The sequence below is a fragment of the Streptomyces xylophagus genome, assembly GCF_000716435.1.
Taxonomy (GTDB): domain Bacteria; phylum Actinomycetota; class Actinomycetes; order Streptomycetales; family Streptomycetaceae; genus Streptomyces; species Streptomyces xylophagus.
Genome location: NZ_JNWO01000021.1, coordinates 104127 through 130665, shown reverse-complemented (window position 1 = coordinate 130665; position 26539 = coordinate 104127). Strand labels below are relative to the sequence as shown.

22 protein-coding genes are annotated in these 26539 nt (G+C 70.6%); 10 read left to right on the top strand and 12 right to left on the bottom strand.

Annotated elements, in window-relative coordinates; genetic code table 11:
* Positions 1–75: 75 nt before the first annotated feature.
* From OO70_RS36895 to OO70_RS36870, 6 genes are all read right to left on the bottom strand, one after another.
* On the bottom strand, positions 76–705 hold the full coding sequence (locus tag OO70_RS36895) for a hypothetical protein (RefSeq protein ID WP_043681425.1): 630 nt from the start codon (positions 703–705) through the stop codon (positions 76–78).
* 112 nt (positions 706–817) lie between these two features.
* Positions 818–2056 (bottom strand): MFS transporter, encoded by a 1239-nt coding sequence (locus OO70_RS36890; RefSeq protein ID WP_043681423.1) that lies wholly within the window; start codon positions 2054–2056, stop codon positions 818–820.
* Between the two features lie 52 nt (positions 2057–2108).
* Positions 2109–3578 carry a CitMHS family transporter gene (locus tag OO70_RS36885; RefSeq protein WP_324604894.1) on the bottom strand — a complete coding sequence of 490 codons (1470 nt, stop codon included), beginning with the start codon at positions 3576–3578 and terminating at the stop codon, positions 2109–2111.
* An 86-nt stretch (positions 3579–3664) separates the two neighbouring features.
* On the bottom strand, positions 3665–5905 hold the full coding sequence (locus tag OO70_RS36880; protein WP_043681417.1) for a molybdopterin oxidoreductase family protein: 2241 nt from the start codon (positions 5903–5905) through the stop codon (positions 3665–3667).
* A gap of 119 nt (positions 5906–6024) precedes the next feature.
* Positions 6025–6642 (bottom strand): TetR/AcrR family transcriptional regulator, encoded by a 618-nt coding sequence (locus OO70_RS36875; protein WP_043681415.1) that lies wholly within the window; start codon positions 6640–6642, stop codon positions 6025–6027.
* Positions 6643–6706: 64 nt separating this feature from the next.
* Positions 6707–7270 carry a hypothetical protein gene (locus OO70_RS36870; protein WP_043681412.1) on the bottom strand — a complete coding sequence of 188 codons (564 nt, stop codon included), beginning with the start codon at positions 7268–7270 and terminating at the stop codon, positions 6707–6709.
* A 168-nt stretch (positions 7271–7438) separates the two neighbouring features.
* On the opposite strand from OO70_RS36870, the gene hmgA reads away from it, so the two are divergent.
* From hmgA to OO70_RS36855, 3 genes are all read left to right on the top strand, one after another.
* Positions 7439–8776 (top strand): homogentisate 1,2-dioxygenase, encoded by a 1338-nt coding sequence (hmgA, locus tag OO70_RS36865; RefSeq protein WP_043681409.1) that lies wholly within the window; start codon positions 7439–7441, stop codon positions 8774–8776.
* A gap of 27 nt (positions 8777–8803) precedes the next feature.
* The gene (locus tag OO70_RS36860) at positions 8804–9550 is read left to right on the top strand and encodes a GntR family transcriptional regulator (protein WP_043681407.1); all 747 of its coding nucleotides are present in this window, start codon (positions 8804–8806) and stop codon (positions 9548–9550) included.
* A 116-nt stretch (positions 9551–9666) separates the two neighbouring features.
* Positions 9667–10833, top strand: coding sequence for a type ISP restriction/modification enzyme (locus OO70_RS36855; RefSeq protein WP_043681405.1), 1167 nt, complete (start codon positions 9667–9669; stop codon positions 10831–10833).
* Between the two features lie 55 nt (positions 10834–10888).
* On the opposite strand, the gene OO70_RS36850 is transcribed toward OO70_RS36855, so the two are convergent.
* Positions 10889–11611 carry a TetR/AcrR family transcriptional regulator gene (locus OO70_RS36850; protein ID WP_043681402.1) on the bottom strand — a complete coding sequence of 241 codons (723 nt, stop codon included), beginning with the start codon at positions 11609–11611 and terminating at the stop codon, positions 10889–10891.
* A gap of 63 nt (positions 11612–11674) precedes the next feature.
* Here OO70_RS36850 and OO70_RS36845 point away from each other — a divergent pair, with 63 nt between their 5' ends.
* Together OO70_RS36845 and OO70_RS36840 are read left to right on the top strand one after the other, a co-directional pair.
* Positions 11675–12619 carry a daunorubicin resistance protein DrrA family ABC transporter ATP-binding protein gene (locus OO70_RS36845; RefSeq protein ID WP_043681399.1) on the top strand — a complete coding sequence of 315 codons (945 nt, stop codon included), beginning with the start codon at positions 11675–11677 and terminating at the stop codon, positions 12617–12619.
* Complete coding sequence (locus tag OO70_RS36840; RefSeq protein ID WP_043681396.1) at positions 12616–13398, top strand: ABC transporter permease; 783 nt, start codon at positions 12616–12618, stop codon at positions 13396–13398. Before OO70_RS36845 ends, OO70_RS36840 begins: the two co-directional genes overlap by 4 nt.
* 4 nt (positions 13399–13402) lie before the next feature.
* Here the strand turns inward: OO70_RS36840 and OO70_RS36835 are convergent, their stop codons facing one another.
* Positions 13403–15049 (bottom strand): amidohydrolase, encoded by a 1647-nt coding sequence (locus OO70_RS36835; RefSeq protein WP_234337024.1) that lies wholly within the window; start codon positions 15047–15049, stop codon positions 13403–13405.
* Between the two features lie 83 nt (positions 15050–15132).
* Between OO70_RS36835 and OO70_RS36830 the strand changes: the two genes are divergently transcribed.
* A complete protein-coding gene (locus OO70_RS36830) occupies positions 15133–16341 on the top strand; it encodes a CaiB/BaiF CoA transferase family protein (RefSeq protein ID WP_199827482.1) in 1209 nt (402 codons plus the stop codon).
* Positions 16342–16383: 42 nt separating this feature from the next.
* On the opposite strand, the gene OO70_RS36825 is transcribed toward OO70_RS36830, so the two are convergent.
* The 3 genes from OO70_RS36825 to OO70_RS36815 form a co-directional block, all read right to left on the bottom strand.
* On the bottom strand, positions 16384–16650 hold the full coding sequence (locus OO70_RS36825; protein ID WP_043681390.1) for a hypothetical protein: 267 nt from the start codon (positions 16648–16650) through the stop codon (positions 16384–16386).
* Between the two features lie 126 nt (positions 16651–16776).
* Positions 16777–17610 (bottom strand): anti-sigma factor, encoded by an 834-nt coding sequence (locus tag OO70_RS36820; protein WP_043681387.1) that lies wholly within the window; start codon positions 17608–17610, stop codon positions 16777–16779.
* Positions 17607–18149: a sigma-70 family RNA polymerase sigma factor gene (locus OO70_RS36815; protein ID WP_043681384.1), complete on the bottom strand. Its 543-nt coding sequence runs from the start codon at positions 18147–18149 to the stop codon at positions 17607–17609. Before OO70_RS36815 ends, OO70_RS36820 begins: the two co-directional genes overlap by 4 nt.
* Before the next feature lie 251 nt (positions 18150–18400).
* Here OO70_RS36815 and OO70_RS36810 point away from each other — a divergent pair, with 251 nt between their 5' ends.
* From OO70_RS36810 to OO70_RS36795, 4 genes are all read left to right on the top strand, one after another.
* On the top strand, positions 18401–19945 hold the full coding sequence (locus OO70_RS36810) for a DUF4331 domain-containing protein (RefSeq protein ID WP_043681382.1): 1545 nt from the start codon (positions 18401–18403) through the stop codon (positions 19943–19945).
* Between the two features lie 122 nt (positions 19946–20067).
* On the top strand, positions 20068–22185 hold the full coding sequence (locus tag OO70_RS36805) for a tetratricopeptide repeat protein (protein ID WP_043681379.1): 2118 nt from the start codon (positions 20068–20070) through the stop codon (positions 22183–22185).
* 38 nt (positions 22186–22223) lie between these two features.
* Positions 22224–23963, top strand: coding sequence for an urease accessory protein UreH domain-containing protein (locus tag OO70_RS36800; RefSeq protein WP_051742007.1), 1740 nt, complete (start codon positions 22224–22226; stop codon positions 23961–23963).
* Positions 23964–24008: 45 nt separating this feature from the next.
* Positions 24009–25631, top strand: a complete 1623-nt coding sequence (locus tag OO70_RS36795) for a serine/threonine-protein kinase (RefSeq protein WP_043681376.1) — start codon at positions 24009–24011, stop codon at positions 25629–25631.
* A gap of 4 nt (positions 25632–25635) precedes the next feature.
* On the opposite strand, the gene OO70_RS36790 is transcribed toward OO70_RS36795, so the two are convergent.
* Positions 25636–26442 (bottom strand): SGNH/GDSL hydrolase family protein, encoded by an 807-nt coding sequence (locus tag OO70_RS36790; protein ID WP_043681373.1) that lies wholly within the window; start codon positions 26440–26442, stop codon positions 25636–25638.
* Between the last annotated feature and the right edge of the window lie 97 nt (positions 26443–26539).

Genomic DNA, 26539 nt, shown 5'->3' with positions numbered 1-26539 from the left:
TTGGCGCAGGCGCATGGTGTCAGCGCCCCGCGCCCCTGTGGGGCGCGGGGCGGCGCTGGAGTTCATCGCATCCGCTCAGGACGCGCCATGGGGACGGCGGCGCAGCCGGAACCAGACCACCCCGCCGACCGCGGTGAGGCCCACCGCGGCGGCGCCCGCGAGCGGGGACAGGGCCGCGTCCCGGGCCAGCCCGCCGCCACCGGCGGGGGGACCGCCGTTGGGACCGCCTGGGCCTCCGCCGGGACCGCCGGTGCCTCCGCCTGTCCCGCCGCCGGTTCCTCCGCCGGGCGGCGGCGTCGGGCAGTCGACCCGGAAGACCTTGTGCTTGCCCGCGCCGTTCTCGCCGACGAAGTTCCAGGTCAGCTTGTACATTCCGTTCGGCAGCGTCGCGACGGGCATCGTGTGGCCGGTGCCGGTCGTGAGCGTGATGGAGCCGGAACGGGTCGCGCCGCCCAGGACGGGCGGCTGGGTCTCGATGGACCAGGTGACCTGTTGGACCGTGTCGAAGTTGAACGCGTCGAGGTAGAAGTCGCAGACCTTCGGCTGATTGCGCTCGTCGGTGAAGGCCGTGCCCACCTCGTGGATCTTGACGTCTCCGTTGTCACCGGGGGCGGCGACGGCGACGGGCGCACCGAAGGCGACGGTCGCCGCGGCGGCGAGGACCGTCCAGGCGGCGGCTCGTCGGGGCAGGAATGAGGTCGGCATGAACAGCCCTCCGAATCAGGTGATTATCGTACGAATTCCTCTTCAACCTGATTCCCTTTCACATTCGCCCCGGCGAACGCGCGCGCAGCGCCGTACGCGCCGTCAGATATCGCTAGATATCGCCCTTCCGGCTCAAAGACGGCCGTCCGCGCCGCACACCGCCGGGCGCCGTCCGCTCCCGGGCGGCACCACCCGGCGACCGCAGCGCGACCCCCGCCGAGAGCACCAGCAGCGCGCCGAGCATCACGAACGGCGCGGCCACGCCCGCGACTCCGGCGACGAGGCCCGCGGCGGCGGGCGCGGCGACCTGGCCGAGGCGGTTGCCGGTGAGCCGCAGGGCGAGGGCGGTGGAGCGGGCGTCGTCGGGGGCGGCCTGCACGACCGTCGTCATGGAGAGGGGCTGGCCGACGCCCAGGCAGAAGCCGAGGACGGCGAGCATCAGGCCGATGACCCAGACCGGGAGCGGGAGGGCGATGCCCGCGCACAGTACGCCCGCCAGGAGGCAGGTCGCCGTCAACAGCGCGGCCCTGCCCAGCAGTTGGAGCAGCGGGGTGAGGACGAGGCGGCAGGCGATGGTGGCGGCCGCGCGGATGCTGAGCAGCACGCCGATCACCGAGGGCGCGATGCCCCGGTGCTCGCCGACCACCGGGAGGTACGCGGTGAGGATGTCGGTCGCGGACAGCACCGAGAGGCTGATGAAGATGCCCGCGGGTACGCCCCGGGCGCCCAGGATGCTCCGCATGGGCACGCGGTCGCCTTGTTCCGTACGGGACTTGACGGTCGTACGGTCCTCGATGCGCCACAAGGACGTGAACGAGACGGCGGCGCCCGCGCCCGCGACGAGCAGGGCGAGCGCGCTGGTGCCGGCCATGTCGGAGCCGCCGATCAGGGCGCCCGCGGCGATGGGGCCGATGAGTTGGCCAAGGGAGGCGCCGATGGTGAAGTGGCCGAAGTTGCGGTCCTGTTCGTGCGGGGCGGACTGGCGGGCGACCAGTGACTGGGCGCCGATCACGAAGCAGAGGTGGCCCAGGCCCATCACCCCGCTCCACATGGCCATCGCCCAGAGGGAGTTGGCGAGTCCGCTCAGTGCGCAGCCGCCGGAGATCAGGATCACGCCGACGGGCAGCAGGGGTGCGCAGCGGCCGTGGTCGGTGCGGCGGCCGAGCGGTACGGCGGCGAACAGCGGGAGCAGCGCGTACACGCCGGCGATGACGCCGATCGCCCGCTCGTCGGCGCCGAGGGCGAGGGCCCGGTAGGAGACGGCGGGGCGGGCCATCGACACCGCCCCCTGCGTGAAGCTGAAGGCGATGACGAGGCGGAGCAGCCAGCCGCGGTTCCTGCCGGGCGCCATGGTGAAGTCCCTTGTCCCGTCGGTCGGATGATGCCGGGTCAGGCGATGCGGATCAGATGATGCCGAAGAGGATTCCTGCCCCGAGGACGACGAGCGATGTCAGGGCCGCCCACTTGACCACGAACCTGGTGTGGTCGCCGAACTCGACCTTGGCCATGCCGACCAGGACGTACACGGCGGGCACGAGCGGGCTCGACATGTGCAGCGGCTGGCCGACGAGGGAGGCGCGGGCGATCTCCAGGGAGGAGACACCGTGGGCCTGGCCGGCCTCGGCGAGCACGGGGAGGATGCCGAAGTAGAAGCCGTCGTTCGACATGAAGTACGTGAGCGGGATGCTGAGCACGCCGGTGACGAAGGCCATGTGCGGGCCCATGCCGTCGGGGATGTTGTCGACCAGCCAGGTCGCCATGTGGTCGACCATGCCGGTGCCTTGGAGGACGCCGGTGAAGACGGCGGCGGCGAAGACCATGCCGGAGACGTTGAGGACGTTCTCCGCGTGGGCGCCGAGGCGGGCCTTCTGGTCGGGCATGTGGGGGAAGTTGACGGTCAGGGCGAGTGCGGCGCCGAGCAGGAAGAGGACCGGGATCGGCAGCCACTCCATGATCATGGCGGTGAGCAGCGTGACGGTGAGCAGCGCGTTGAACCAGTAGAGCTTGGGGCGCAGGGTGGCGCGGTTCGGGTCGAGGCCCCGGAACCCGTCGTCCTCGTCGGGCAGTTCGGCGTCGGCGTCGGCGTCCGTGCCGGAGCCCGAACCGCCGGTGGTCTTGGGGGAGTTGGCGACACCCTTTTCCGCGCCCTTGCCCGTGCCGGCGCCCACGAGAACCGTCTCCGACTCGGCGGGCTCCTCCACCAGCACCTCGTCCAGCGTCAGCACGCCGAGCCGCTTGCGCTCGCGGCGGCCGAGGACGTAGGCGAGGACGAAGACACCCAGCAGGCCCACGGCGAGCGCCGGGATCATCGGGACGAAGATGTCGCTGGCGTTGAGCTTGAGGGCGGTCGCGGCGCGGGCGGTCGGGCCGCCCCAAGGGAGCGTGTTCATCACGCCGTTGGCCATCGCGGCGACACCGGTCATCACGACCAGGCTCATCTTCAGGCGTTTGTACAGCGGGTACATCGCCGAGACCGTGATCATGAAGGTGGTCGAGCCGTCGCCGTCCAGGGAGACGATCGCGGCGAGGACCGCGGTGCCGACCACGATGCGCAGGGGGTCGGCCTTGCAGAACTTGAGGATGCCTCGGACGATCGGGTCGAAGAGACCCACGTCGATCATCACACCGAAGTAGACGATCGCGAACATGAGCATCGCCGCGGTGGGCGCGAGGCTGGTGACGCCGTCGATGACGTAGTCGCCGAGCTTGGCGCCCTTTCCGACGAAGACGCAGAACAGCGCCGGTATCAGGACGAGTGCCGCGATCGGCGACATCTTCTTCAGCATGATCAGGACCAGGAAGGTCGCGATCATGGTGAAGCCGAGGATGGTCAGCATGAGTGGAACACCTAACGTTCGCCTTTGAACTCCCACCAGGAGCGGCAGTGCGATGACGTTAGGTCGCGCAAAGCTGCGTTAACAAGATGTTGACGCGCGAGCAATAAGCGCAAAACTCCAGGTCACAGCGGTGCGCTGAGCGCGGCGACCTCCACGGGCACTCCATTGAGCACCGCGTTGCCCGACAGCGGGTCGAGGAGACTGCCGTCGAGGAGCTGGTTCACGTTGACGCCCGGGTCGGTGGCGGCGTGGCTGAGCCGGGTGCCGGGACGGTCGTGGCCCCAGCCGTGCGGGAGGCTCACCACACCCCGGCGCAGGGCGTCCGTGATCTCGGCGGGGGCGGTCACCTCTCCCCCGGCACCCTTCACCCGGACCTGCGCGCCGTCGGTCACGCCGAGACGCTCCGCGTCCTCGGGGTGGATGTGGAGCGTGCAGCGGTTGGTGCCGCCGGTGAGGGCGGGCACGTTGTGCATCCAGCTGTTGTTGGACCGCAGATGACGGCGACCGACGAGCACGAGCCCGTCGGCCCGGTCGCCCATCGCCTGCCGGAGCCGGGGCAGGTCGTCGACGATCGGCTGCGGCAGCAGCTCGACCTTGCCGCTCCGCGTCTTCAACGGCTGCGGCAGCCGGGAGGCGAGCGGGCCCAGGTCGATGCCGTGCGGGTGCGCGAGCAGTTTCTCCAACGACAGCCCGTCGGGTCGTACGCCGAAGCCGTCGCCGTAGGGACCGAGGCGCAGCATCATGTCCAGCCGTCGCTCGGGACCGGTCTCACCAGCGAGCTGTGCGGCGATCTCGCGCGGATCGCGGCCGTGGACGGGCGAGTTGGGGTCCTTGACGGCCTTGCCGAGGGTCTGGTCGACGACCATCGTGTCGACGGCGGCCGGGTCGGCGCCGTGCATGCCGGTCGCGGCGAGGATCAGCCGGGCGAAGATCTCGGTCTCGGCCATCCGGCCGGGCTCCAGCGGGATCGCGGGGCGCGTGTAGCGGACCTGGTTGCGGACGGCGAGGGTGTTGAACGCGAAGTCGTGGTGCGGGCTTTGGGAGGGCGGGGGCGGCGGCAGCACCACGTCGGCGTGGCGCGCGGTCTCGTTGAGGTACGGGTCGACGCTCACCATGAAGTCCAGTGAGTCCAGGGCCTTGTCGAGGCGGGCGCCGTCCGGTGCGGAGAGCACGGGGTTGGCGGCCACGGCGATCAGCGCGCGGATCGGTTCGCCCTCGGCGGTCGCGGTGTCGATCTCCTCGGCGAGCGCGGAGAGCGGCAACTCGCCCTTGGCCTCCGGGTATTGACTCACTCGCGAGTGCCAGCGCCCGAGCGCGAAGCCGTGCCCTGGTCCGGCGGGCCGGGGTGTCCGGTCGGTGGCGGCCTGCGGGAAGAGGGCGCCGCCGGGCCGATCGAGGTTGCCGGTGAGGATGTTGAGGACGTCGACGAGCCAGCTGGCCAGGGTGCCGTGCGGGACGGTGCAGCTGCCGATACGGCCGTACACGGCGGCAGTTGGGGCGGCGGCCAGTTCGCGGGCGAGGGTACGGATCTCGTCGGCGTCCACGTCACAGGCGCCGGCTACGGCCTCCGGGGTGAAGTCCCTTACAGCAGCCCGGAGTTCCTCGACTCCCTGCACATGCGGGGCCAACTCCCCCAGCTCCACGAGGTGTTCGTCGTAGAGGACGTAGGTCATCGCCGCGAGCAGCAGGGCGTCGGTGCCGGGGCGGACCGCGATGTGCCGGTCGGCGAGCTTGGCGGTGCGGGTGCGGCGGGGGTCGATGACGGTGAGGGTGCCGCCGCGGGCCTTGAGCGCCTTGAGCTTGCCGGGGAAGTCGGGGGCGGTGCACAGACTCCCGTTGGACTCAAGGGGGTTGGCGCCGATGAGGAGCAGGTGGTCGGTGCGGTCGAGGTCGGGTACCGGGATCGCGTTGGCGTCGCCGTAGAGCAGTCCGCAGGAGACGTGCTTGGGCATCTGGTCGACCGTGGACGCGGTGAAGACGCTGCGGGTGCCGAGGGCGCCGAGCAGGACCGTCGGGTAGAGGGCGCCGGCCATGGTGTGCACGTTGGGGTTGCCGAGGACGACGCCGACGGCGTTCGGGCCGTAGCGCTCGACGACCGGGCGCAGTCCTGCCGCGACCGCGTCGAACGCCTCCTCCCAGGTGGCCTCGCGCAGCTCGCCGTCCCGGCGCACGAGCGGGCCGCGCAGCCGGTCGGGGTCGCCGTCGACGGCCCCGAAGGAGGCGCCCTTGGGGCAGATGAACCCCCGGCTGAACACGTCGTCGCGATCGCCTCGGGCGCCGGTCACCCGGGTGCCCTCGATGGTGAGGGTCAGCCCGCAGGTGGCTTCGCACAGGGGGCAGATGCGCAGGGCGGTGCGGGACACGGGGCCTCCTGGGGGCGACATTGCCTCTTGGCGGCGAGCATACCGAGCGGTATGGACGGTGGCGAGGGGTGGCGGGGGTGAGGTCGGAAACCCGCGGATCGCGGAGGCCGGGCAGCCGGTCAGTCGAGCACCCGTGCCAGATACGCCCGCAGCAGTTCCCGCGTCTCCCCGATGACCTTCTCGTCGCCCTCCGGCGAGACCCGGAACGCCAGGTGGACGAGCGCGTCGGCGGTCTCCACGGCGATCAGGAACGTGCGGCGGAGGTCCTCGTCGGGCTCGCGGGCGAGGTAGCCGGAGAGGAGGTCGGTGAGGCGGTCGGCGACGCGGGTGTTGGGTTCCGCGTGGCCCGAGCCGATGGGGATCTGGTTGCCGAAGTCGACGAGGGAGAAGCCGGGCGCGGTGCGTTTCATGGCGAGGTACTCGTCCAGGACGGCGTCCACCGCCGCCCGCCAGCCTTCCGCACCGGTCCCCTTGAGGCGCTCGGTCACCCGCTCCGTGTAGCGCTCCAGGTTGCGCTGGGCCAGGGCGTCGGCCATCGCGCGCTTGTTGCCGAAGAAACGGTAGACCGAGCCGATGGGAACACCCGCGCGCAGGGCCACCGCCCGGGTGCTCAGCGCGTCGTAGCCGACCTCGTCGAGCAGGTCGGCGCAGGCGTCGAGAATCCTGGTCAGCCGTTCGGCACTGCGCCGCTGCACGGGCGCACGCCGGAGCGATGTCGTGTGGGGCACGGGCCTCATAATGCCTTTCCGCCGCGGTCAGGTGAAGCTCGCACCTGAGTACGGAATTGGGTGTCCGTAGCACTCATTTCGCCCCCTGCGCCGGTGCGGACCGAAGGGCCTTGTCACCGTCCGGCGTGGCCTGTGCCGCCGACGCCGTGATGTCCGCCGTACTCTCGATCGGTTTGCCGTGTACGGCCCACACGGTGCCGTCGTCGGCGTAGAGGCGGGCGGTGACGTGGTGGGTGCCGTGCGGGACGAGGTCGGACGCGAGGCGGTACTCGGGGACGCGGAGCCGCGCGACGGTGCGGCCGTCCACCAGGAGGCGGACCGTGCCACGGCCCGCGACCGCGACCGGCTTCACGCCGGCGGGCGAGAAGCGGAAGTCGTGGACGGTCAGCGTGACGTCCCAGCTGTCGTCGGCGGCGTCGGGCTCCACCTCGATGCCGACCTCCGGGGCGCCCTTCTTGCCCACTTCGCGGTAGTGCCGGCCCTGCTCGTCGGTGTCGTCGAGCACCTTGCCCACGGGCGACGGCGACACCCCGTCCCCCTTGTGCCCCTGGGCATCGCCGGAATCGCAGCCCGCCGATCCGGCCAACAGCAGGGCACAGACCGCGAGCGCGGTGAGAAGTGCGCGCGACCACGACATGCCGGGGAGACTAGAACACCGGTCTGACAGCCGGATCCCCCTTGAGGCGGGTTCTTCACCTCCGGAGGTCGGATTTTCGGCCGCCTCCCGTCGTCCCCTTGCGCCCGCGAAACCGCAATCCTACGGTGATACATAGGAATCAGCCGGCGCAGAGGGCGAGGAGCAGAGATGAGCGGGGACCTCCGCAAGACCGCCGAGGGGCTGACCCACCTCACGGGTTTCGGCAACGAACACAGCTCGGAGGCGGTGCCGGGCGCCCTGCCCGAGGGCCGCAACGCCCCGCAGCGCGCACCGCTCGGCCTCTACGCCGAGCAGCTCAGCGGTACGGCGTTCACCGAGCCGAGGGCGCACAACCGCCGCTCATGGCTGTACCGCATCCGCCCCTCGGCCGCGCACCCGGCGTTCACCCGCACGGACAACGGCGGCATCCGTACGGCACCCTTCACCGAGTCGGTGCCCGACCCGAACCGGCTGCGCTGGAACCCATTGCCCGCCCCCGCGCCCGGCACCGACTTCCTGGCCGGCCTGTGGACCCTGGGCGGCAACGGCGACGCGACCCAGCGCACCGGCATGGCCGTGCACCTGTACCACGCCGACTCCTCGATGGACCGGGTCTTCAGCGACGCGGACGGCGAGCTGCTGATCGTCCCGGAACGCGGCGGGCTGCTGCTGCGCACGGAGTTCGGGCTCCTCCATGTGGAGCCGGGACATGTGGCGTTGATCCCTCGTGGGGTGCGCTTCCGTGTGGAGCTGCTGGATGCGGCCGATGGCGGGCAGAGCCCGACAGCCCGCGGATATGTGTGCGAGAACTATGGGGCGCCCTTCCAACTCCCCGACCTCGGCCCGATCGGCGCCAACGGACTCGCCAACGCCCGGGACTTCCGGGCACCGGTCGCCGCGTACGAGGACGTGGAGGGCCCGGTCGAGGTGGTGAACAAGTTCTGCGGCAACCTCTGGACGGCGACCTACGACCACTCGCCCCTCGACGTCGTCGCCTGGCACGGCAACCATGTGCCGTACGCCTATGACCTGCGCCGGTTCAATGTGCTCGGCTCCATCTCGTACGACCATCCCGACCCGTCGATCTTCACGGTGCTGACGTCCCCCTCGGACACTCCGGGCCTGGCCGGCGTGGACTTCGTCGTGTTCGCCCCGCGCTGGCTGGTGGGCGAGGACACGTTCCGGCCGCCGTACTTCCACCGGAACGTGATGAGCGAGTACATGGGCCTGATCGAAGGCGCCTACGACGCGAAGGCCGAGGGATTCGTGCCCGGGGGCGGCTCGCTGCACAACATGATGTCGGCGCACGGGCCGGACCGTGAGACCTTCGACCGTGCCAGCGCCGCCGAGCTGCGACCGCAGAAGGTCGACGACGGGCTGGCGTTCATGTTCGAGACACGGTGGCCGGTGACGGCGACGGCCCAGGCGGCGACCGCCGAGCACCTCCAGCACGGCTACGACGACGTCTGGCGAGGCCTGCAGCGGCACTTCGACCCCTTGCACTGAAGATTCCCTACCGGTACGGATGGCCCCGTGACCTCCTTCGCCCCGGACTCGATCGTCCTGAACCGCAAGCTGCCGCTCTGGTACCAGGTGTCGCAGTCACTGCGCGCCTCGATACTCGGCCGCTCGCCCCGGGACCCGCTCCGGCTGCCCACGGAGGAGCAACTCGCGGGGCACTACGGCGTCAGCGTGCTCACCATGCGGCAGGCGCTGAAGGAGCTGGAGGACGAGGGGCTGATCACCCGGCACCGCCGACGCGGCACGTTCATCGAACCGGACGCCCACCGGGCCACGCCGGTACGGCTGTTGGGCTCGGTGGACGCGATCGTGGCCCAGCAGTCCGGCATGACGACTGAACTCCTCGACCACGGCAAGGTGCCCGTGCCCCCCGAACTCGCCGAGTACTTCCCGGACTTGACGGAGCTGGCGGCGTATCACCGCCTCCGCAGCGACGAGAAGACCGGCGAACCGACGAACCACGCCCGCAACCACATCCGCCCCGAACTGGCCGCCCGCCTCGACCCGGACGACCTGATCCGCTGGCCGATGACCAAGGTGCTGCGCGATGTCGTCGGCGCGGACATCAGCCGCATCACGGACACGGTGGAGGCCCGCCTCGCCGACCCGGAGACCGCGCGCCTCCTCCAAGTACCGCTCCTCAGCCCGATCCTCCACTACACGGGCATCACCTATGACACACAGGGCAGGGTGTTGGATGTGGCGGTCATTCACTACCGGGGGGACCGTTTCTCCTTTTCGGTGACGCTCGACGCGTGAACGCTCCGCTGGGTGGGTTGTGCTTCGTCTGCGGGTCCGGTGGGGGCTGGTCGCGCAGTTCCCCGCGCCCCTAAAGGGCGCTACACCTGACCCGGCAGTCATAGGCAGGTCGTACGATGCCGAACGTGACGCACGACGACGCTCCGCTGCTCGCGGACCTCATGCCGTGGTCCGTCGCACCGATCCGGCTCGGCCGGGGGTGGCCGACGGCACCTGACGCGGCAACCCTGAAAGCCCGCTGGGACGCCCTCGTCAAGGCCGAAGTCGCCGACCGGGAAGCCCTGTTCGAGCCGACCCGCTCACGCACCCTGCACTCGGCGGTGCCCCAGCTCCCGGGTCAGCCCAGCGGCACGGAGAAACTGATCCGCGCCACGGGCCCCTGCCCGGACCCGGTCCGCGTCCTGCATGCCCCCTTCGACGAGCAGTGGCTGATCCCCGACCACCGCCTGATCGACGTGGCCCGACCGGAGTTGTGGCGGGTGGCCGACGAGCACCAGATCTTCGTGGTGGAGACTCCGGGTGTCCCCGGCACCTCCGGCCCGCTGCTGCTCGCGTCCACGATCCTCCCCCTGCTCCGCCCCGGCCGCGTCCGCCCGCTCTACCGACGCCCCGGCGCCGAGGAACCGAACCTGGCACCGGGCCTGTTGGACCACCTCGCCGGCCACTTCGGCCACTCCCCCACCCCGGCGGACGTCCTCGCCTGGACGGTGACGACGGCCCGCCCCGGACCGGCCGTACCCCTGACCCAGGACCCCGAACTCTGGGCGCGCGGAGTCGAGTTGGGCCACCGCATCCTGTGGCTGATGCGCCGCAACGGCGACCGCCCCAAACTCCCCGGCGGCCGGCGCCCCTACGTCCGCGCCCCGTTGCCGTCCCTCCCCCTCACCCTCCACTACGACCGCGACGAGGAGACCCTCCACCTCGACGAGGGCCGCATCTCCCCCGTACCGCCCGAGTCCTGGGACTTCGCGGTGAGCGGAGTACGGGTACTGGAGCAGTGGTTCACATCCCGAACGGCGGAAGCGGAGCCGGGCACGCTGGCGGCGATCCGCCCGGGGACCTGGCAGCAGACATGGACGTCGGAGCTCTTGGAGCTGATCACCGTCCTGGCACTGCTGGCGGAACTGAGGCCACAGCAGGAGGAGTTGGAGGTGACGGACCGGATCACGGTGGCGGAGCTGCGCAAGGCGGGCGTCCTACCGGCACCGGATTCAGCACGCCGCCCCGCATCGGTTCTGGACCACCACGAGGAAGGCCCAGAAGGCCAGTTCGCGCTCATCTGAGATACCTAAGGGGCGCGGGGAACTGCGCGACCAGCCCCAACGCGCCCGCACACGCCTACAACCCTGCGCCCCGCGGCGCAAACGCATCCAACACCTTCCCCAACGCCATGTCAAACACCGCGTCCAGATCAATAGGCCCCGGATCCTCCATGAACGCCGCAGCCATCCGCGGATAAGCCCCACCCGCGATCTGACTCCCCAAGTACGCGATCCGCACCGCGTTCTCCTGCTCCTCGGACCACGGCAACGACCGAGACCGCTCAGCAGTCGCCAGCTCATTGGTCACATACATCGTCACAACCCCGTTGAGCAGCCCGACGAGCTGCATCTTCGTGCCGTAGGACGCCTCGACCCCATCGAGACAGGCGAGGCAGTGCTCCAGATACCGCAGGGCATTCGGACTGAACCCGTACACCGGTGACATCAGCCGAGGCAGCCAGGGATGCCGATGCATCAACGTCCGCGTCTGATGCGCGACCCGCACCATGTCCGCCCGCCAGTCCCCCGACGGCTCCCACTCCTCGTGCTCGCCACTGACCGCGTCAACCATCAGCTCGTACAGGTCCTCCTTGCGGGGGACGTAGTTGTACAGCGACATGGTGCCGCACCCCAGCTCGGCCGCGACATGCCGCATGGACACCGCGTCCAGCCCTCCACCGTCGGCGATCCGCACGGCCGCCGCCGCGATGTCCGCGCGACGGAACGCCGGCTTCGGCCCCCGCCCCGCACGCTCCGGGCGCGCCCAGATCACTTCGGGTACGGCCGCTCGGTCCGCCATCGATCATCACCTCGGCCACCATCCTAGTTACGTACAGCGTACGTAGTGCGCTATGGTCACCCCATGACTACTACGTACGCTGTACTTAGTGAAGGTCTGGAGAAGCGCTTCGGCGCCGTGCACGCCGTGCGCGGGCTGGACCTGGCGGTGGCCGAGGGCACGGTCTGCGGAGTCCTCGGGCCGAACGGCGCGGGCAAGACCACGGCCGTCCGGCTGCTCACCACACTGCTGCGCCCCGACGCGGGTTCCGCGCGGATCGCCGGCCACGATTTGGTCCGGGAGGCTTCGGCCGTCCGGCGCCGGATCGGCGTCACCGGGCAGTACGCGTCGGTCGACGGCGACCTCACCGGCCGGCAGAACCTGCGCCTGTTCGCGCGGCTGCACCGGGTGCGGGGTCCGGCCGAGCGGGCCGACGAACTGCTGGACCGCTTCGGCCTGACGGAGGCCGCGGACCGTCCCGCGTCGACATACTCCGGCGGGATGCGCCGCCGCCTCGACCTCGCGGCGAGTCTCATACGACGCCCCGACGTGCTGTTCCTCGACGAACCGACGACCGGCCTCGACCCGGCCAGCCGGAACCGGATCTGGGACGCCGTACGGGATCTGAAGAGGGAGGGCACGACCGTGCTGCTGACCACGCAGTACCTGGAGGAGGCCGACCAACTCGCCGACGACATCGCCCTGGTGGACCGGGGACGGGTCGCGCACAGCGGTTCACCGGCCCAACTGAAGGCACTCATCGGTACGTACGCCGAGGTCGTCGTCGCGCACGCGGACGCCCTGGCGAAGGCGGCCGCAGTCCTGGACCAACTCACCGGCGCCGAGCCGTCGTTCGAACCCGAGCGGAACGCCGTCGGCGCGGTCACCGGCGATCCGACGCTCACCCTCCCCCGGCTCGTCCGCGAACTCGACGCGGCGGGGGTGCCGTTGCTCGACGCGAGCATGCGACCGCCGACGCTCGAGGACGTGTTCCTCCGGCTGACGGACCGTAAGGAGGCTGTGGCATGAGCGCGTTGGCGTACGACGGCACCGCGATGCTCGGCCGGCAGCTGCGGCGGGTGCGGAACAACCCGGCACTGGCGATCCTCACCCAGACCATGCCGATCACGATGCTGCTGTTCTTCGGGTACGTCTTCGGGAGCGCGCTCGCGATGCCGGGGGACGTGTACCGCTCCTATCTCGTCCCCGGGTTGCTGGTCGCGACCGCCGCCAACGGGATCATGACGGGCATGTTCCAGGCCGCCCAGGACTCGCACCGGGGTGTCACGGACCGCTTCCGCACCCTGCCGATGAGCCGGGCGGCCGTACCCCTCGGACAGGCCTCCGCCGATCTGGTCGTCACGGCGGCCGGGACCGTGCCGTTCCTGCTGGTCGGCCTCGCGGTGGGCTGGCGGATCGAGGGGTCGGCGCTCCAAGCCACCGCTGCCGTGGGCCTGTTGCTGCTGTTCCGGTTCGCCTGCGCCTGGGTCGGCATCCTGCTCGGGCTCGCCTCCCGCAGCGAGGAGGCGGCCGGTCAGCTCGGCAGCGCGACCTTCATGCTGCCGCTGCTGTCCAACGCGTACATCCCGACCGACCGACTGCCGGGCTGGCTGCGCACGTTGGCCGAGTGGAACCCGATCAGCGCGGTGACCACGGCCCTGCGGTACCTGTTCGGCAACTCGCCCGTGCCCGAGGGCGCCGCCTGGCCTGTGGCCCATCCGATCGCCGGGTCGCTGGCGTGGTGCGCCACGCTGATCGCCGTGTTCGCGCCGCTCGCGGTGCGCCGGTATGCGCGCGGCGAGCGGTGAACTCCTACTCCTGAGGGGCGAGTTCGGGGCCGAGTGAGGAGAACTTCTCCTGCGACACCACCCGCTCCGGCGGCCAGGTGATGTTGTCCGGCGGCCAGCTCTGGCCGGTCCGCTCCAGGAACCACTCCGGCGGTTCGTACATGGGCGGTTCGTAGCCGTCGGGCAGGGCCGTCCGCCAGGTGACGCCCTCCGTACGCCGCTTGAACTCGTCCTTGATCGCCCTGAGTTGTTCCGGCTGGGTGAGCAGGTCGATGGCCGTCGCGGTGAGATACCGGGCGGCGGCGATGAGAGCCGCTTGACCTGGAGCCGCCGCCGCGCAGGACGTGAGGGCCCAGGTGTGCAGCTTGGTGCCGATCGGGGCGAGGGCGGCGCCCATCGAGACGGTCGGCACGTTCCAGCTGATGTCGGCGACATCGGTCGAGCCGCCGCCGAGGAACACCGGGTTGGGCGGGGTGAGTTCGGCGATCTCGGTGTGCATGCCCTGCTGCGGCAGCCCGAGCGACTCCTGCAGTTCCCGCGCCAACTGCTGCGCCTCGTCGGTGAATTCGGGCGGGCCGAGGTGCCGCATGTTGTCGTACATCAGCTCCGCGAAGGCCCTGGAGGGGAGTTGGCTCCAGCAGGCGGCGGTGATGCGGTGCCGTACCGAAGTCTGCGAGGCCTTTGCCGCCGCCTCGGAGACGGCGATCACCTTGTCGAGGAGGACCTGCACACGGGCGGGGCTGCCCTCGCGGACGTAGTAACTGATCTCCGCGATCTCGGGCGTGACGTTCGGGATGTCACCGCCGTTGTTGATCACCCAGTGGAGGCGTCCGCTCGGCGCGAGGTTCTCCTCGCGCAGGAACTCGGAGAGGGTCGCCATCATCACGGCGGCGTCCAACGCGCTCTTGTTCCCGAGGGGATGGCCGCCGTGCCCGGCCACGCCCAGGAAGGTGAAGGTCACCGCCGTCATCGCGGTGCTGGTGCGCCAGCCGGTGGCGTTGGACGTCGAGGGGTGCCAGTCGAGGAAGGCGTCGAGGCCGTCGTAGACGCCCTGGCTGACGGCGTACGTCTTGCCGATCAGGTTCTCCTCGGCGGTCGAGCCGAAGAACCGGACGGTGACGGGGAGTTGATGTCGCTCGGCGGCCCGCGCCACTGCTGCCGCGGCCGCTGCCGCCGCCGTGCCGAGGGCGCAGTGGCCGCAGCCGTGGCCGGGGCCGTAGCCCGGTGCGAAGGGGTCGTGGACGTACTCGCGCGGGTCGTGGTGGCCGACGCCGCTGTGCTGGGAGAGGCCGGGCAGCGCGTCGTACTCGCCGCTGAAGCCGAGGACGGGGCCGCCGGTGCCGTGGGAGAAGGTTGCGGTGAAAGCCGTGGGGAAGCCGGCCGTGCCGAACTCGACCTGGAATCCGGCCTGTTCGAGGAAGGTGGCCTGGGCGAGGGAGGACTTCCATTCGCGCAGGCTGAGTTCGGCGTTGTCCCAGATCTCGGAGTTGAGGCCGGTGATCCGCTCGGTGTGCTCTCTGATCCAGTCCAGCGCGGTCGTCTTGGCGGGGCTGTCCCGGGCGAGGCCCGTGGGCGGGACGTAGGTGGGCGCGGTGGTGTGGGCGGAGGCCGCCATCACCGGGTCGGTGGCGGTCGTCGTCTCGTGGTCGTGCTGATCGTGCGGGTCACACACGTGCGCCTCCGGGAGCGGCGAGGGTCGGTGCATCGGCCATCTGAATCATGCTCCCCACATGACAAGGGTGTCAGGCGCGGGACATGATCCCCGGCATGGAGCCCCTACCCCTGCCCCTGGAGGGCATCACCGTCGTCGCCGTCGAGCAGGCCGTCGCCGCGCCCTTCGCGACCCGGCAACTCGCCGATCTCGGCGCCCGGGTGATCAAGGTCGAGCGGATCGACGGCGGTGACTTCGCGCGCGGCTACGACACCGCGGCCGGCGGTCTGGCCTCGCACTTCGTGTGGTGCAACCGGGGCAAGGAGTCGATCGCCCTCGACCTGAAGGACCCGCGTGGTCTCGATGTCGTACGGCGACTGGTCGCGGACGCGGACGTGTTCGTGCAGAACCTCGCGCACGGGGCCGCGGCCCGGCTCGGGCTGGACGCCGCGACGCTGTGCGCGGCGCACCCGCGGCTGGTCGCCGTGGACATCTCCGGATACGGCCCGAGCGGCCCGTACGCCGACAAGCGGGCCTACGACATGCTCGTGCAGTGCGAGGCGGGGCTGGTGTCGGTGACCGGGACGCCGGAGCGGCCGGTGAAGGCGGGCATCCCGGCGGCCGACATCGCGGCGGCCATGTACGCCTTCTCGGGTGTGCTCGCGGCGCTCGTGCGCCGGGGTGCGACCGGGCGCGGTGGACCGGTCGAGGTGTCGATGCTGGACGCGCTCGCGGAGTGGATGGGGCATCCGCTGCACCACGCGATGCACGGCGGAACTCCCCCGGCGCGCACGGGCCTTGCGCACGCCGTCATCGCGCCGTACGACGCCTATCCCACCGCGGACGGCGGGCGGGTACTGCTGTCGGTGCAGAACGACCGGGAGTGGCGGCGGCTGGCCGAACAGGTGCTCCAGAAACCGGAGTTGGGGACCGACCCGGACTTCGCGACGAACGCGGCGCGGGTGGTGAACCGTGAACGCACGGACGCCCTCGTCGGCGAGGCGCTGGGTGGGCTGGGTGCCGACGAGGCCGTGGCGCGGCTGGAGCGCGCGGGTGTGGCCTGCGCGCGTCTCAGGGACGTACAAGAGGTGGCGGAGCACCCGCAGTTGGCGGCCCGGGAGCGGTGGCGGGAGGTGGGTTCGCCGGTCGGGCCGCTGCGGGCGCTGTTGCCGCCCATCACCTTGCCGGGCGGAGGCGAGGCACTGATGGGCGACGTGCCCGCGCTCGGGGAGCACACCGTGGCGCTGCTGCGTGCCGTGGGGATGGCGGACACAGAGATCGCAGCACTGCGCCGGGACGGTGTGGCGTCCTGAGCGCGGGCCCCCGGGAACTCCCCGGGGACGCCGAGGAGTTGCTCAGCGCCCGCCGAAGAGCGAACGGCGCAGCCTGCGCAGTGGCGCGAAGAGCTTGACCCGACTCACTCGCGTACCCGTGGCGCTGCGTTCCTGCGTGCTGTCACGCGACGTCAGCTCGCGCATCAACGAGGTCGCCTCAGCCGTCTCGCGCTGCGGGACGACAGGGCCGCCCAGCACCGAGAGATGGCGGTCGAGACGCGAACTCGTCGCGCTGCTCCCGCACGTGATCGCAGGGACCCTTGCCCTGCTGCGCACTATCTGTTCCATGTCACTCCCCACCCGTACGAGTCCACCCGGCCCGGGCAGGGTAACCCTATCGCCCCAACCGAGCACTCGTGTATCGAGGTCTCAGGATTCACCTTCCCCGTAAGGGCGTTGACGACCCCTCCGCGATTACTCTCCGAATCCAACCGATTTCAGGGCGAGTTGGACAACTGGCTGCGTTGTGGGCTGCGGTGAGCCTCCGTCGGGCTCGACGGTCACTGCGAGTGATGTTGCAGTTTTGTCGAGTCCGGTGGCGACCAAGGGCGTGTCGCCCTTGAAGAGCCCGAGGGAGCGCGGTTGCACATCGGGGCGCATCAGCCACAGTTGATGCACGCGCCCGCTCGACAGCGCGCCGTATCCGCTCAGGGTGACGACCGCGCGCCCCTCCGACGCGGAGGCGACGACCCCGATGCTCCGGCCCTGGGTGTCCGCGCCGGTGGTCGCACGGGCGTCGGGAGCTGCGAGAACGTGTGCGATCTCACGTGACTGCGCCTGTGCGGCGTCCAGCTTGTCCTGTGTCTTGTTCGCCTGCACGGCGAACAACGAGGCCACGACGAGCGCGGCGGTGGCCGTCGCGGTGGCGAACGGCACGAAGAACGGCCGCCGTTGGGGTGCGCGGGCGCGTGACGCCGCCGGCTCCGCGCCCCACACATGGGCAGGCAGCCGGGGCGTGTACTCCCGCTGCCCCCGCGCCTGCTCCCGCAGCGGCCCGGGTTCCTGCGGAGTGTTCCGTACGGCGGCCAGCACCCGGTCGCGCATGCCGAACGGGGGCTGGGCGGCCTCGGACCAGGCGAGCCGGACCGCATCCTCGGTCAGGGCGCGCACCTCTTCGGCACAGCGGTCGCACTTCTTGAGGTGCTTCTCGAACTGGCGGCGCTCGTCGGGTTCGAGGGCGTCGAGGGCGTAGGGAGCGGCGAGCGAGTGGAGATCGCCCCGGCGGAACAGTCGGGCGAGGGCGCTCATACGGCACCTCCCAGGCAGTCGCGCAGCCGGGTGAGTCCGTCACGCATGCGGGTCTTGACCGTGCCGAGCGGCAGCGAGAGCCGCTCGGCCACTTCACGGTACGTATAGCCGTCGTAATAGGCGAGGGTCACGGACTGCCGTTGCAGGGCGGTGAGCCGGTCCAGGCAGCGGCGCACCAACTGGCGTTCCAGGCCTGCCTCGACCTCCTCGGTCACCTGGTCGAAGGCCGGGTTGTGGGAACGTCGGGCCTCGCGCTGCTCGCGGTCGACGGCCGCGCGGGCGCTGCGCACCCGGTCGACGGCCCGGCGGTGGGCGAGGGTGAGCACCCAGGAGAGAGCGCTGCCGCGACGAGGATCGAAGCGGGCGGCGGAGCGCCACAGTTCGAGCAGCACCTCCTGGGACACCTCCTCGGACTGCGCCGGGTCGCGCACCACGCGGCGCACCAGTCCGAACACGGGCCCGGACACCAGTCCGTAGAGCTCCTCGAAGGCCTTCTGGTCCCCTCCGGCCACCTGCACCAGGAGTTCGTCCGCCCCCACCCGTCCCCCTCTCGTCGACCGCACGCGGCCCCTCCTCTTCGACCGCACGCGGTCCGTCACTTCGCATCCCGTCACACCAGGCGTTCGTAGCGAACGCCCCTAAGGATGGGTTACGGATCAGCGGACTTGAAACGCGGGTCACGACCTGAGATTGCAGTCCACCAAAAAAACTTTTCAGATTCGACCAATCCGGCCCGGCACCAGCTCCGAATCCCCGTGCGTCAGGCAAGTTGGCACTGAGGACGGACGGCATGACACCTATCTCCAGGAGCGGTGCGGGACGCAGGAAGCTCGCGGCCCTCGTATGCGGCGCGCTGGCCACCGGGGGGCTCGCAGCCGCCGGTACGGCCGCGCTGGAACCGGGAGTGGCCTCGGCCTCCTCCCACCGGGAGGCCCCCCTCATCTCCGGGACTCCGCAGTACGACAACACGGACCTCTACGCGTTCGTGAGTCCGGACAAGCCGGACACCACCACCATTGTGGCGAACTGGATCCCGTTCGAGGAGCCCGCCGGCGGCCCGAACTTCTACCAGTTCGCGGACGACGCCCAGTACGACCTGCACATCGACAACAACGGTGACGCACTGGACGACTTCATCTTCCGCTACACCTTCAAGACGCAGATCAAGAACAAGAAGACGTTCCTCTACAACACGGGTCCGGTGACCAGCCTCACCGACCCCGACCTCAACATCACGCAGTCGTACGACGTCGAGCTCATCAAGCTCAAGAAGGGCAAGCAGGTCTACAAGACCAAGATCGCCGACGACATCCCGGCGGCGCCCTCGGACGTCGGCGACGCGTCGATGCCGGACTACGCCAAGCTGCGTTCGCAGGCGATCTACAAGACGTCGAACGGCGGCGCGACCTTCGCCGGTCAGGCCGACGACCCGTTCTTCGCCGACCTGCGCGTCTTCGACCTGCTGTACGGCGGCAACCTGACCGAGGTCGGCAACGACACCCTCAAGGGCTACAACGTCAACACGATCGCCCTCCAGGTGCCGAACGACCTGATCCGGCAGTCCAAGTCCCGTCCGACCGTGGGTATTTACTCCACGACCCAGCGCAAGAACGCCAAGGGCTACTACACGCAGGTCTCGCGCCTGGGCAACCCGCTGGTCAACGAGGTCGTCAACCCGCAGAAGGACAAGGACAAGTTCAACGCGTCCGAGCCCAAGGACGACGCGCAGTTCCTCAAGAACGTGACCGAGCCCGAGATCCCGAAGCTCATCGAGTCGATCTACAAGATCAAGGCGCCGAGCGAGCCGCGCAACGACCTCGTCAGCGTGTTCCTCACGGGCGTCAAGGGCCTCAACACGGAGCAGCCGTACGCGAAGCCGTCGGAGATGCTGCGCCTCAACACGTCGATCAAGCCGACCGCGCACCCCAAGCGGCTCGGTGTCCTGGACGGCGACAACGCGGGCTTCCCGAACGGGCGTCGGCTCACCGACGACGTGATCGACGAGGCGCTCCAGGTCATGGAGGGTGAACTCGTCGGTTCCAAGAACGACTTGGGCGACGCGGTCGACAAGAACGACAAGGGCTTCGAGAAGTACTTCCCGTACGTCGCCGAGCCGACCTCGGGTTCGCGCGGCCCGCTCGCCAAGGGCACGACCGGCAGCAGCGACGTCAAGAGCCAGCTGGGCAACGCGCTGCAGCCGGCCGGTTCGTCCGCCGGCAGCACCGACAACATGATGCTGATCGTCGCGTCGGCGGCCTCCGGTGTGGCCGGTGTCCTGCTGATCGGCGCGGGCGTCGCGTGGTGGCGCCGCCGGATGAGCTACCGCCCGTACTAAACCCCACCGACTGGCGCGGCCCGCACAGCTCCTTCCCCCACGGTGCGGGCCGCGCCACCCCTGCGTGACAACACCTTTCAGCGATACGGCACTTGAACCACCCCAGGCGATGGAGGAACGGCATGGCCCCGCGCGAGAACGACAACGAGACGCCGGCGGCGGCGGAGCGGGAGTGGCAGCGACTGTGGGAGCAGGGCGAGGAGTCGGGGGGTGGGGACGGAATGGGTACAGGTCCAGGAAGCGGGGTCGGCGCGGAGGCGGTCACTGGACCGGAGGGCGACCAGGACACGGGTTCTGTCACCGAGCCCGGGGTTGAGCAGGACTCGGAATCCGTCGCCGGGCCTGGGACTGAGCAGGACAAGGGTTCCACCGCCGGGCCTGGGGCTGAGCAGGACAAGGGTTCCACCGCCGGGCCTGGGACTGAGCAGGACTCCGGTTCCGACACCGCGCCGACGGGAGACCTGAACACGGGCTCCCGTGGTGAGCCGACGGGAGAGCGGAGCGCGGAATCCGTCGCCGAGACCACCGGCGAGCACGGCACCGAATCGGCCGACGAGCCGACGGACGGGCCGAGTACGGACTCCGCCACCGAATCCCCCGAGACATCCACCACCACCGTCGACGACGCGGCCCCGGCCCCAACTCCCGTGCACGGCAACGCGGATGTACCGGCGCCCTCCCACAGCCACAGCCACAGCCACGCCGATGAATCGACCCCTTCTCACAACCACACCCACGACGACGGGTCGCCCTCCTCCCACAGCCACACCCACGACGACGGCTCGGCCCCCTCCCACAGCCACACCCACGACAATCACCACCACACCGCCCCCGACGACCACCCGGCGTCGCCCGCTCTCCCCCACGCCGACGACGAACGCATCGCCGCCGTCCGTCGCGTAGGCGCCGCAGGCCGTCGCTGGCGGGCTGTTCAACTCGCTGGTTGTGCCGCGCTGTTGGCCGTGGCGATGACCGCCGGGGCGATAGCGATCGGGGCGGCGAAGGACGGCGGTGGTACCGGGGTCGCGGCCGCGTCCAGTGCCGTGTCGCCGGAGTTGCTGGCCAGTGGGAGTCTGGACGCGAGTATCGCCGCGCTGCAGGCTCATCTGAGGACGCAGCCCAAGGATTTCGACGGGTGGGCGACGCTCGGGCTGGCGTATGTGGAGCAGGCGAGGACGAAGGGTGACCCGTCCCGGTACCCGCAGGCGCAGGCCGCCTTCACGCGGTCGCTGAAGATCTCGCCCCATAACGAGAACGCCCTTGAGGGCCGCGCCGCGCTCGCCGCGGCCCGGCACGAGTTCAAGGAAGCCCTGACCTACGCGGACGAGGTGCTGAAGGAGAACCCGTACAGCGAGCGCGCCCTGTGCTCCCGTATCGACGCCCTCGTCGAACTCGGCCGCTACGCCGACGCGTCGAAGGCCGCCGACCTCGCCGATGCCCGCAAGCCCGGCATCCCGGTCTTCACCCGGTACGCGTACGTGCACGAGCTGCGCGGCGACGTCAGCACGGCCCGCAGGGTCCTGGAGCAGGCGCTCGCCGCCGCCTCCTCCCCCGGAGACATCTCGTACGTGGCCGGCACGCTCGGCCAACTCGCCTGGAACCAGGGCGACTACAAGACCGCCCTGGACTACTACGGCCGCGCCCTCGCCGCCGACGAGAACTACCTCCCCGCCCTGGAGGGCCGCGCCCGCGCCCAGGCCGCCCTGGGCGACCGCGCCGACGCCATCAAGGGCATGGAGCTGGTCGTCTCCCGCTACCCGCTGCCCCAACCCCTCGTGGAACTCGGCGAGTTGTACGAGAGCCGGGGCGCCGAGGGCGACAAGGCGAAGGCCGACGACCAGTACGCCCTCGTCGACGCCTGGATCGCGCTGGCCCGCGCCAACGGCGTCAACGCCGACCTGGACACCGCGCTCGCCGCGGCCGACCACGGGGACGTCAAGTCGGCCCTGAAGGCGGCCCGCGCCGAGTGGGCCCGCCGCCACACCGTGCACACGGCGGACGCCCTCGCCTGGGCCCTGCACGTCAACGGCCGCGACAAGGAGGCCCTCCCCTACGCCCGCCAGGCCACGGCCACCGGCTACCACAACGCCTCGTTCATCTACCACCTCGGCATGATCGAACTCGCCACCGGCCACAAGGCCGACGGCCGCGCCCACCTGACCAAGGCCCTGAAGCTGAACCCGGGCTTCTCACCGCTGGGCGCGAGCAAGGCCCGTAAGGCGTTGGAGGCGACCAAGTGAGGACCACCCGCCGCACGCATCCGAAGCCCACCCGCCGCATGCAACTGAGGCCCACGCGGCGCCTGTTCGCCTCCGCCGCGGCCGTCCTCACGGCCGCCGGCGCGCTCCTGCTCGTCCCCACGGCAGCGGCGAGCGCGCACCCCCTCGGCAACTTCACCGTCAACCGCTACGACGGTCTCGTCGTCGCCCCGGGCAAGCTCCGCGTCACCCACATCGAGGACCTCGCCGAGATCCCGGCGACCCAAGCCAAGCCGGACATCAAGCAGTTGGGCATGACGGAGTGGGCCCGGCAGCGGTGCGACAAGGCCGCCGAGGGCAGCAAGGTCACCGTCGACGGCCGTGAGGTCGCCCTCACCCCGGGCAGCAGCACCGCGCACCTGCGGCCGGGGCAGGCCGGGCTCAACACCCTTCGGCTGGAGTGCAGTTCGACAGCACCGCTGCCCAAGGGCAGCACCGTCACCCTCGGCTTCCACAGCGCGGGGCTGACCACCGGGCCCGGCTGGCGGGAGATCACCGCGCGCGCCGACCGGATGACGCTCACCGGGTCGGACGTACCGAAGAAGTCGGTGTCGCACGAACTGACCAGCTATCCCAAGGACTTGCTCTCCTCACCGGCCGACATCACGAAGGCGTCGCTGCGCGCGCGGCCCGGCGGTCCGGCCCTCGCCGACGACGACCAGTCCCAGTCGGACTCGGCCGCGTCCTCCATCCTTCCGCGCGGCGCCGACCGCTGGACGGAGGCCCTGAACAACCTGGTCGCCCGCCACCACCTCACCGTCGGCTTCGCCGCTCTCTCCCTGCTCATCGCGATCGCCCTGGGCGCGATGCACGCGCTCGCCCCGGGCCACGGCAAGACCCTGATGGCGGCCACGGCAGCCGCGCGGGGCGGTCGCGCCCGTCTCAAGGACGTCCTCCCGCTCGCCGCCTCGGTCACCGTCACCCACACCCTCGGCGTGATCGCCCTGGGCCTCCTGGTCACGGCCGGCTCCGCCGCGACCCCCTCGGTGATCGCCTGGCTCGGCATCGCGAGCGGCGTCCTGGTCCTCTTCGCGGGCGGCAACCTCCTCCGCAGGGCCTGGCGCAACCGCCCACGCCCGCAAGCCCCTTCACACGGGCACGGATCACACGGACCGCACGGACACACACACCCGCACCCCCATCCCCACCCTCACGATCACCAGCACGAGACCGTCGAGGTCCCGGAGCGCGCCCTGGTCCTGGTCTCCGCACACGCCGAAGCCGCGTCCCCCCACACCGAGGCCCACGCGCACCCGCACCCGCACCCGCACCCGCACAGCCACGACGACGACCACACCCACGGTCACAGCCATGGTCACGACCACCCCCACGAGCACGACCACGACCATGGCCACGCTCACGACGGCACCGTGGAACACACCCACGGCGGCTTCACCCACACCCACGAGACCGCCCCCACCCTGCGCGGCACGATCCTGCTCGGCTTCGCCGGCGGACTGGTCCCCAGCCCCTCCGCCGTGGTCGTCCTCGTGGGGGCCGCCGCGCTGGGTCAGGCGTGGTTCGGGCTGCTGCTCGTCGTCGCGTACGGCGTCGGGCTCGCCCTCACCCTCACCGCCGCCGGATTCGCCGTCGTCAAGCTGGGTACAGGAATGAACCGTGTGCTGGACCGGCGCCCCCGCTGGACCACCAGCCCCATGGCCGTCCTGGTCCGCCGGACCTTGCCGCTGGGATCGGCACTGGTCGTCGTGGCCCTCGGGGTCGGACTGGTGCTCAAGGGGGCGGCATCCGCACTCGGCTGAGCTACGTTTGTGGAGAATTGGCCCGGATGCGAATGGGAGTCACCCATGCCCGAAGAACCGGGCACTGAACGTGTGATCGCGGGCCGCTACCGGCTCCTGTCCCCCCTCGGCGAGGGCGGGATGGGCACCGTGTGGCGGGCCCGCGACGAAGTGCTGCAACGCGAGGTCGCCGTCAAGGAGGTGCGCGCGCCGGCCGGACTGGCGACCGGTGACGTGGAGCGGATGTACGCCCGCCTGGAGCGCGAGGCGTGGGCCGCGGCGCGGGTCGCCAACCGCAACGTCGTGACGGTGTACGACGTGGCGACGGAGGACGGCCGCCCCTGGATCGTCATGGAGCTGGTCCGGGGTGTCTCCCTGGCCGATCTCCTGGACGCCGAGGGCCCGTTGACGCCGCAGCGGACCGCGCACATCGGCGCCGAGGTGCTCGCCGCGCTGCGGGCCGCGCACGACGCCGGGGTGCTGCACCGCGACGTGAAACCGGCCAACGTGCTGATGTCGAACGACGGTCGGGTCGTCCTGACCGACTTCGGTATCGCGATGGTCGAGGGCAGTTCGGCGCTGACCATGACCGGCGAGGTCATCGGTTCGCCCGAATTCCTCGCCCCGGAGCGGGCGTTGGGCCGTACGCCGGGCCCCGAGTCCGACCTGTGGGCGCTCGGCGTGCTGCTGTACGCGGCGGTCGAGGGCCACTCGCCGTTCCGCCAGAACACCCCGCTGAGCACCCTGCGCGCGATCGTCGACGAGGAGTTGCCGACCCCGCAGCTGGCGGGACCGCTCACCCCGGTCATCGAGGGGCTGCTGCGCAAGGACCCGGCCCAGCGGATCTCGGCCGAGCAGGCGGAGCAGGATCTACGGCTCGTCGCCGCCGGCGGCACTCCTCGCGGGAGCACCGCGCCCACGGCGCCGTACACACCGACGATGGCGGGGTATCCGCAGGACTCCTTCTCCCAGCAGGACTCTCGGACGCCGCCGCAGCCGGTGCAGGGCTTCGGACCGCCGCCCGCCTCCTACTCGACGCCGACGGCCGCGGACGAACCGCATCGCAACCGGCGGGCGGCCGCCGTGATCATCGCGGGTGTGCTCGCGCTGGCCCTGGCGATCGGCGGGCTGACGTACGCGCTGATGAACCGGAACCACGGTGACGCCGACGCGGGCAAGGGCACCAGCAGCCCCAAGAGCCAGCCCTCGGACGGGACTTCGCCCAGTGCGAGCAGCGAGACCACGGCCGCGAGCGAGACGCCGAGCCCGAGCGCCAGCAAGTCCTCCTCGGCTCCGCAGTCGGTGAAGGCGTCGGTGGCCGGTGCCAACACCGACTACTCGGGCACTTGTCCGCCGCCGAACGCGAAGGCGCCGACGTTCACGGCGAGCATCACGGTGGGGAAGTTGCCGGCGGAGGTGTCCTACCGGTGGGTGACGAAGACCGGTTCGGTCTCCAACCCCGGCTGGAAGACGCTGTCGTTCCCGTCGGGCGGCGGGAAGACCAAGCAGGACAGGGTGTTCCTGACGACGTACACGAACAGCGGGACGTTCACGAACGAGATCAGTGTCGAGGTCCGCAGTCCCGTGCAGACGACGTCCAACTCGGTGCCGTTCTCGGTGACTTGCCTGACGGAGACCCCGTCGGACGGGGCCTCCGCGTCGGACTCGGCATCGCCCTCTGATGGGTGAGACGTCAGGCCGCGCTGGTGAACACCGGTAGATAGCCGCCGGACTGGCCGCCCGCGGTCGGGTGGTACGACTCGCTGATGCTCAGCAGGTTGAGGCTGTGCAGCCAGGAGCTGCCGGAGCAGATCTCGTGGCCGGTGAACTTGGTGCGTACGTCGCCGAAGGTGAAGCCGTGGTCGGCGGCGCGCTTGGCGACAGCTGCATCGAGGTAGTCGGCCGCTCCGTTGATGGCGGAGCGCTTGGTCGCGGAGAGGCCGAGGCAGGTCGTGCCGAGTTTGTAGAAGCGCGGGTAGCCGAGCACGACCACGTGCGCGGAGGGGGATTTGGCGCTGATCGCCGAGTAGACCTTGTCGAGCAGGCCGGGCAGCGTCGAGTCGACGTACGCCTTCGCGGTGGTGATCCGGGAGAGGCAGGAGCTGTCGGACTGCAGGACGCAGGTCGTCATGACGTCGCTGAAGCCGGCGTCGTTGCCTCCGATGCTGATCGAGACGAGGGCGGTCGAGGTGCTGAGGGTGCCGAGCTGGTTGGCGAGAACATCACCCGTACGAGCGCCCGAGCAGGCCTTGAAGTCGAACGTCGAGGGTGAGTGGGCGGCCGCCCAGAGGTAGGGGTAGGCCTTGGTGCTGCGGTCGCAGGACCCGCTGGAGCTGATCTTGCTGCCCGCGCCGACTCCGGAGGAGTAGGAGTCGCCGAGGGCCACATAGCCGCCGGTGGCGGCGAGTTGGGATGCCTGCGCCGTCATCGCCCCGGTGAGGGCGAGCGCGGCGGCGAGGAGGAGCGAGGTCACGTATGCCGTAAATCGGGAACGTCTCATGGAACCTCCCTTAGCAGGATCTCTGCCACAACCGTGGTAGCAGTGCCACGCACCGGCGGGAAGTGTCCATGCCAATGGAGAGATTGATTGCGTGCTC

Bases quoted from the DNA above. Each gene is read 5' to 3' on its own strand.
- OO70_RS36895 (WP_043681425.1), bottom strand. From the start codon at position 705: ATGCCGACCTCATTCCTGCCCCGACGAGCCGCCGCCTGGACGGTCCTC.
- OO70_RS36890 (WP_043681423.1), bottom strand. From the start codon at position 2,056: ATGGCGCCCGGCAGGAACCGCGGCTGGCTGCTCCGCCTCGTCATCGCC.
- OO70_RS36875 (WP_043681415.1), bottom strand. From the start codon at position 6,642: ATGAGGCCCGTGCCCCACACGACATCGCTCCGGCGTGCGCCCGTGCAG.
- OO70_RS36870 (WP_043681412.1), bottom strand. From the start codon at position 7,270: ATGTCGTGGTCGCGCGCACTTCTCACCGCGCTCGCGGTCTGTGCCCTG.
- hmgA (WP_043681409.1), top strand. From the start codon at position 7,439: ATGAGCGGGGACCTCCGCAAGACCGCCGAGGGGCTGACCCACCTCACG.
- OO70_RS36855 (WP_043681405.1), top strand. From the start codon at position 9,667: ATGCCGAACGTGACGCACGACGACGCTCCGCTGCTCGCGGACCTCATG.
- OO70_RS36850 (WP_043681402.1), bottom strand. From the start codon at position 11,611: ATGGCGGACCGAGCGGCCGTACCCGAAGTGATCTGGGCGCGCCCGGAG.
- OO70_RS36845 (WP_043681399.1), top strand. From the start codon at position 11,675: ATGACTACTACGTACGCTGTACTTAGTGAAGGTCTGGAGAAGCGCTTC.
- OO70_RS36840 (WP_043681396.1), top strand. From the start codon at position 12,616: ATGAGCGCGTTGGCGTACGACGGCACCGCGATGCTCGGCCGGCAGCTG.
- OO70_RS36830 (WP_199827482.1), top strand. From the start codon at position 15,133: ATGATCCCCGGCATGGAGCCCCTACCCCTGCCCCTGGAGGGCATCACC.
- OO70_RS36825 (WP_043681390.1), bottom strand. From the start codon at position 16,650: ATGGAACAGATAGTGCGCAGCAGGGCAAGGGTCCCTGCGATCACGTGC.
- OO70_RS36820 (WP_043681387.1), bottom strand. From the start codon at position 17,610: ATGAGCGCCCTCGCCCGACTGTTCCGCCGGGGCGATCTCCACTCGCTC.
- OO70_RS36810 (WP_043681382.1), top strand. From the start codon at position 18,401: ATGACACCTATCTCCAGGAGCGGTGCGGGACGCAGGAAGCTCGCGGCC.
- OO70_RS36805 (WP_043681379.1), top strand. From the start codon at position 20,068: ATGGCCCCGCGCGAGAACGACAACGAGACGCCGGCGGCGGCGGAGCGG.
- OO70_RS36800 (WP_051742007.1), top strand. From the start codon at position 22,224: ATGCAACTGAGGCCCACGCGGCGCCTGTTCGCCTCCGCCGCGGCCGTC.
- OO70_RS36795 (WP_043681376.1), top strand. From the start codon at position 24,009: ATGCCCGAAGAACCGGGCACTGAACGTGTGATCGCGGGCCGCTACCGG.
- OO70_RS36790 (WP_043681373.1), bottom strand. From the start codon at position 26,442: ATGAGACGTTCCCGATTTACGGCATACGTGACCTCGCTCCTCCTCGCC.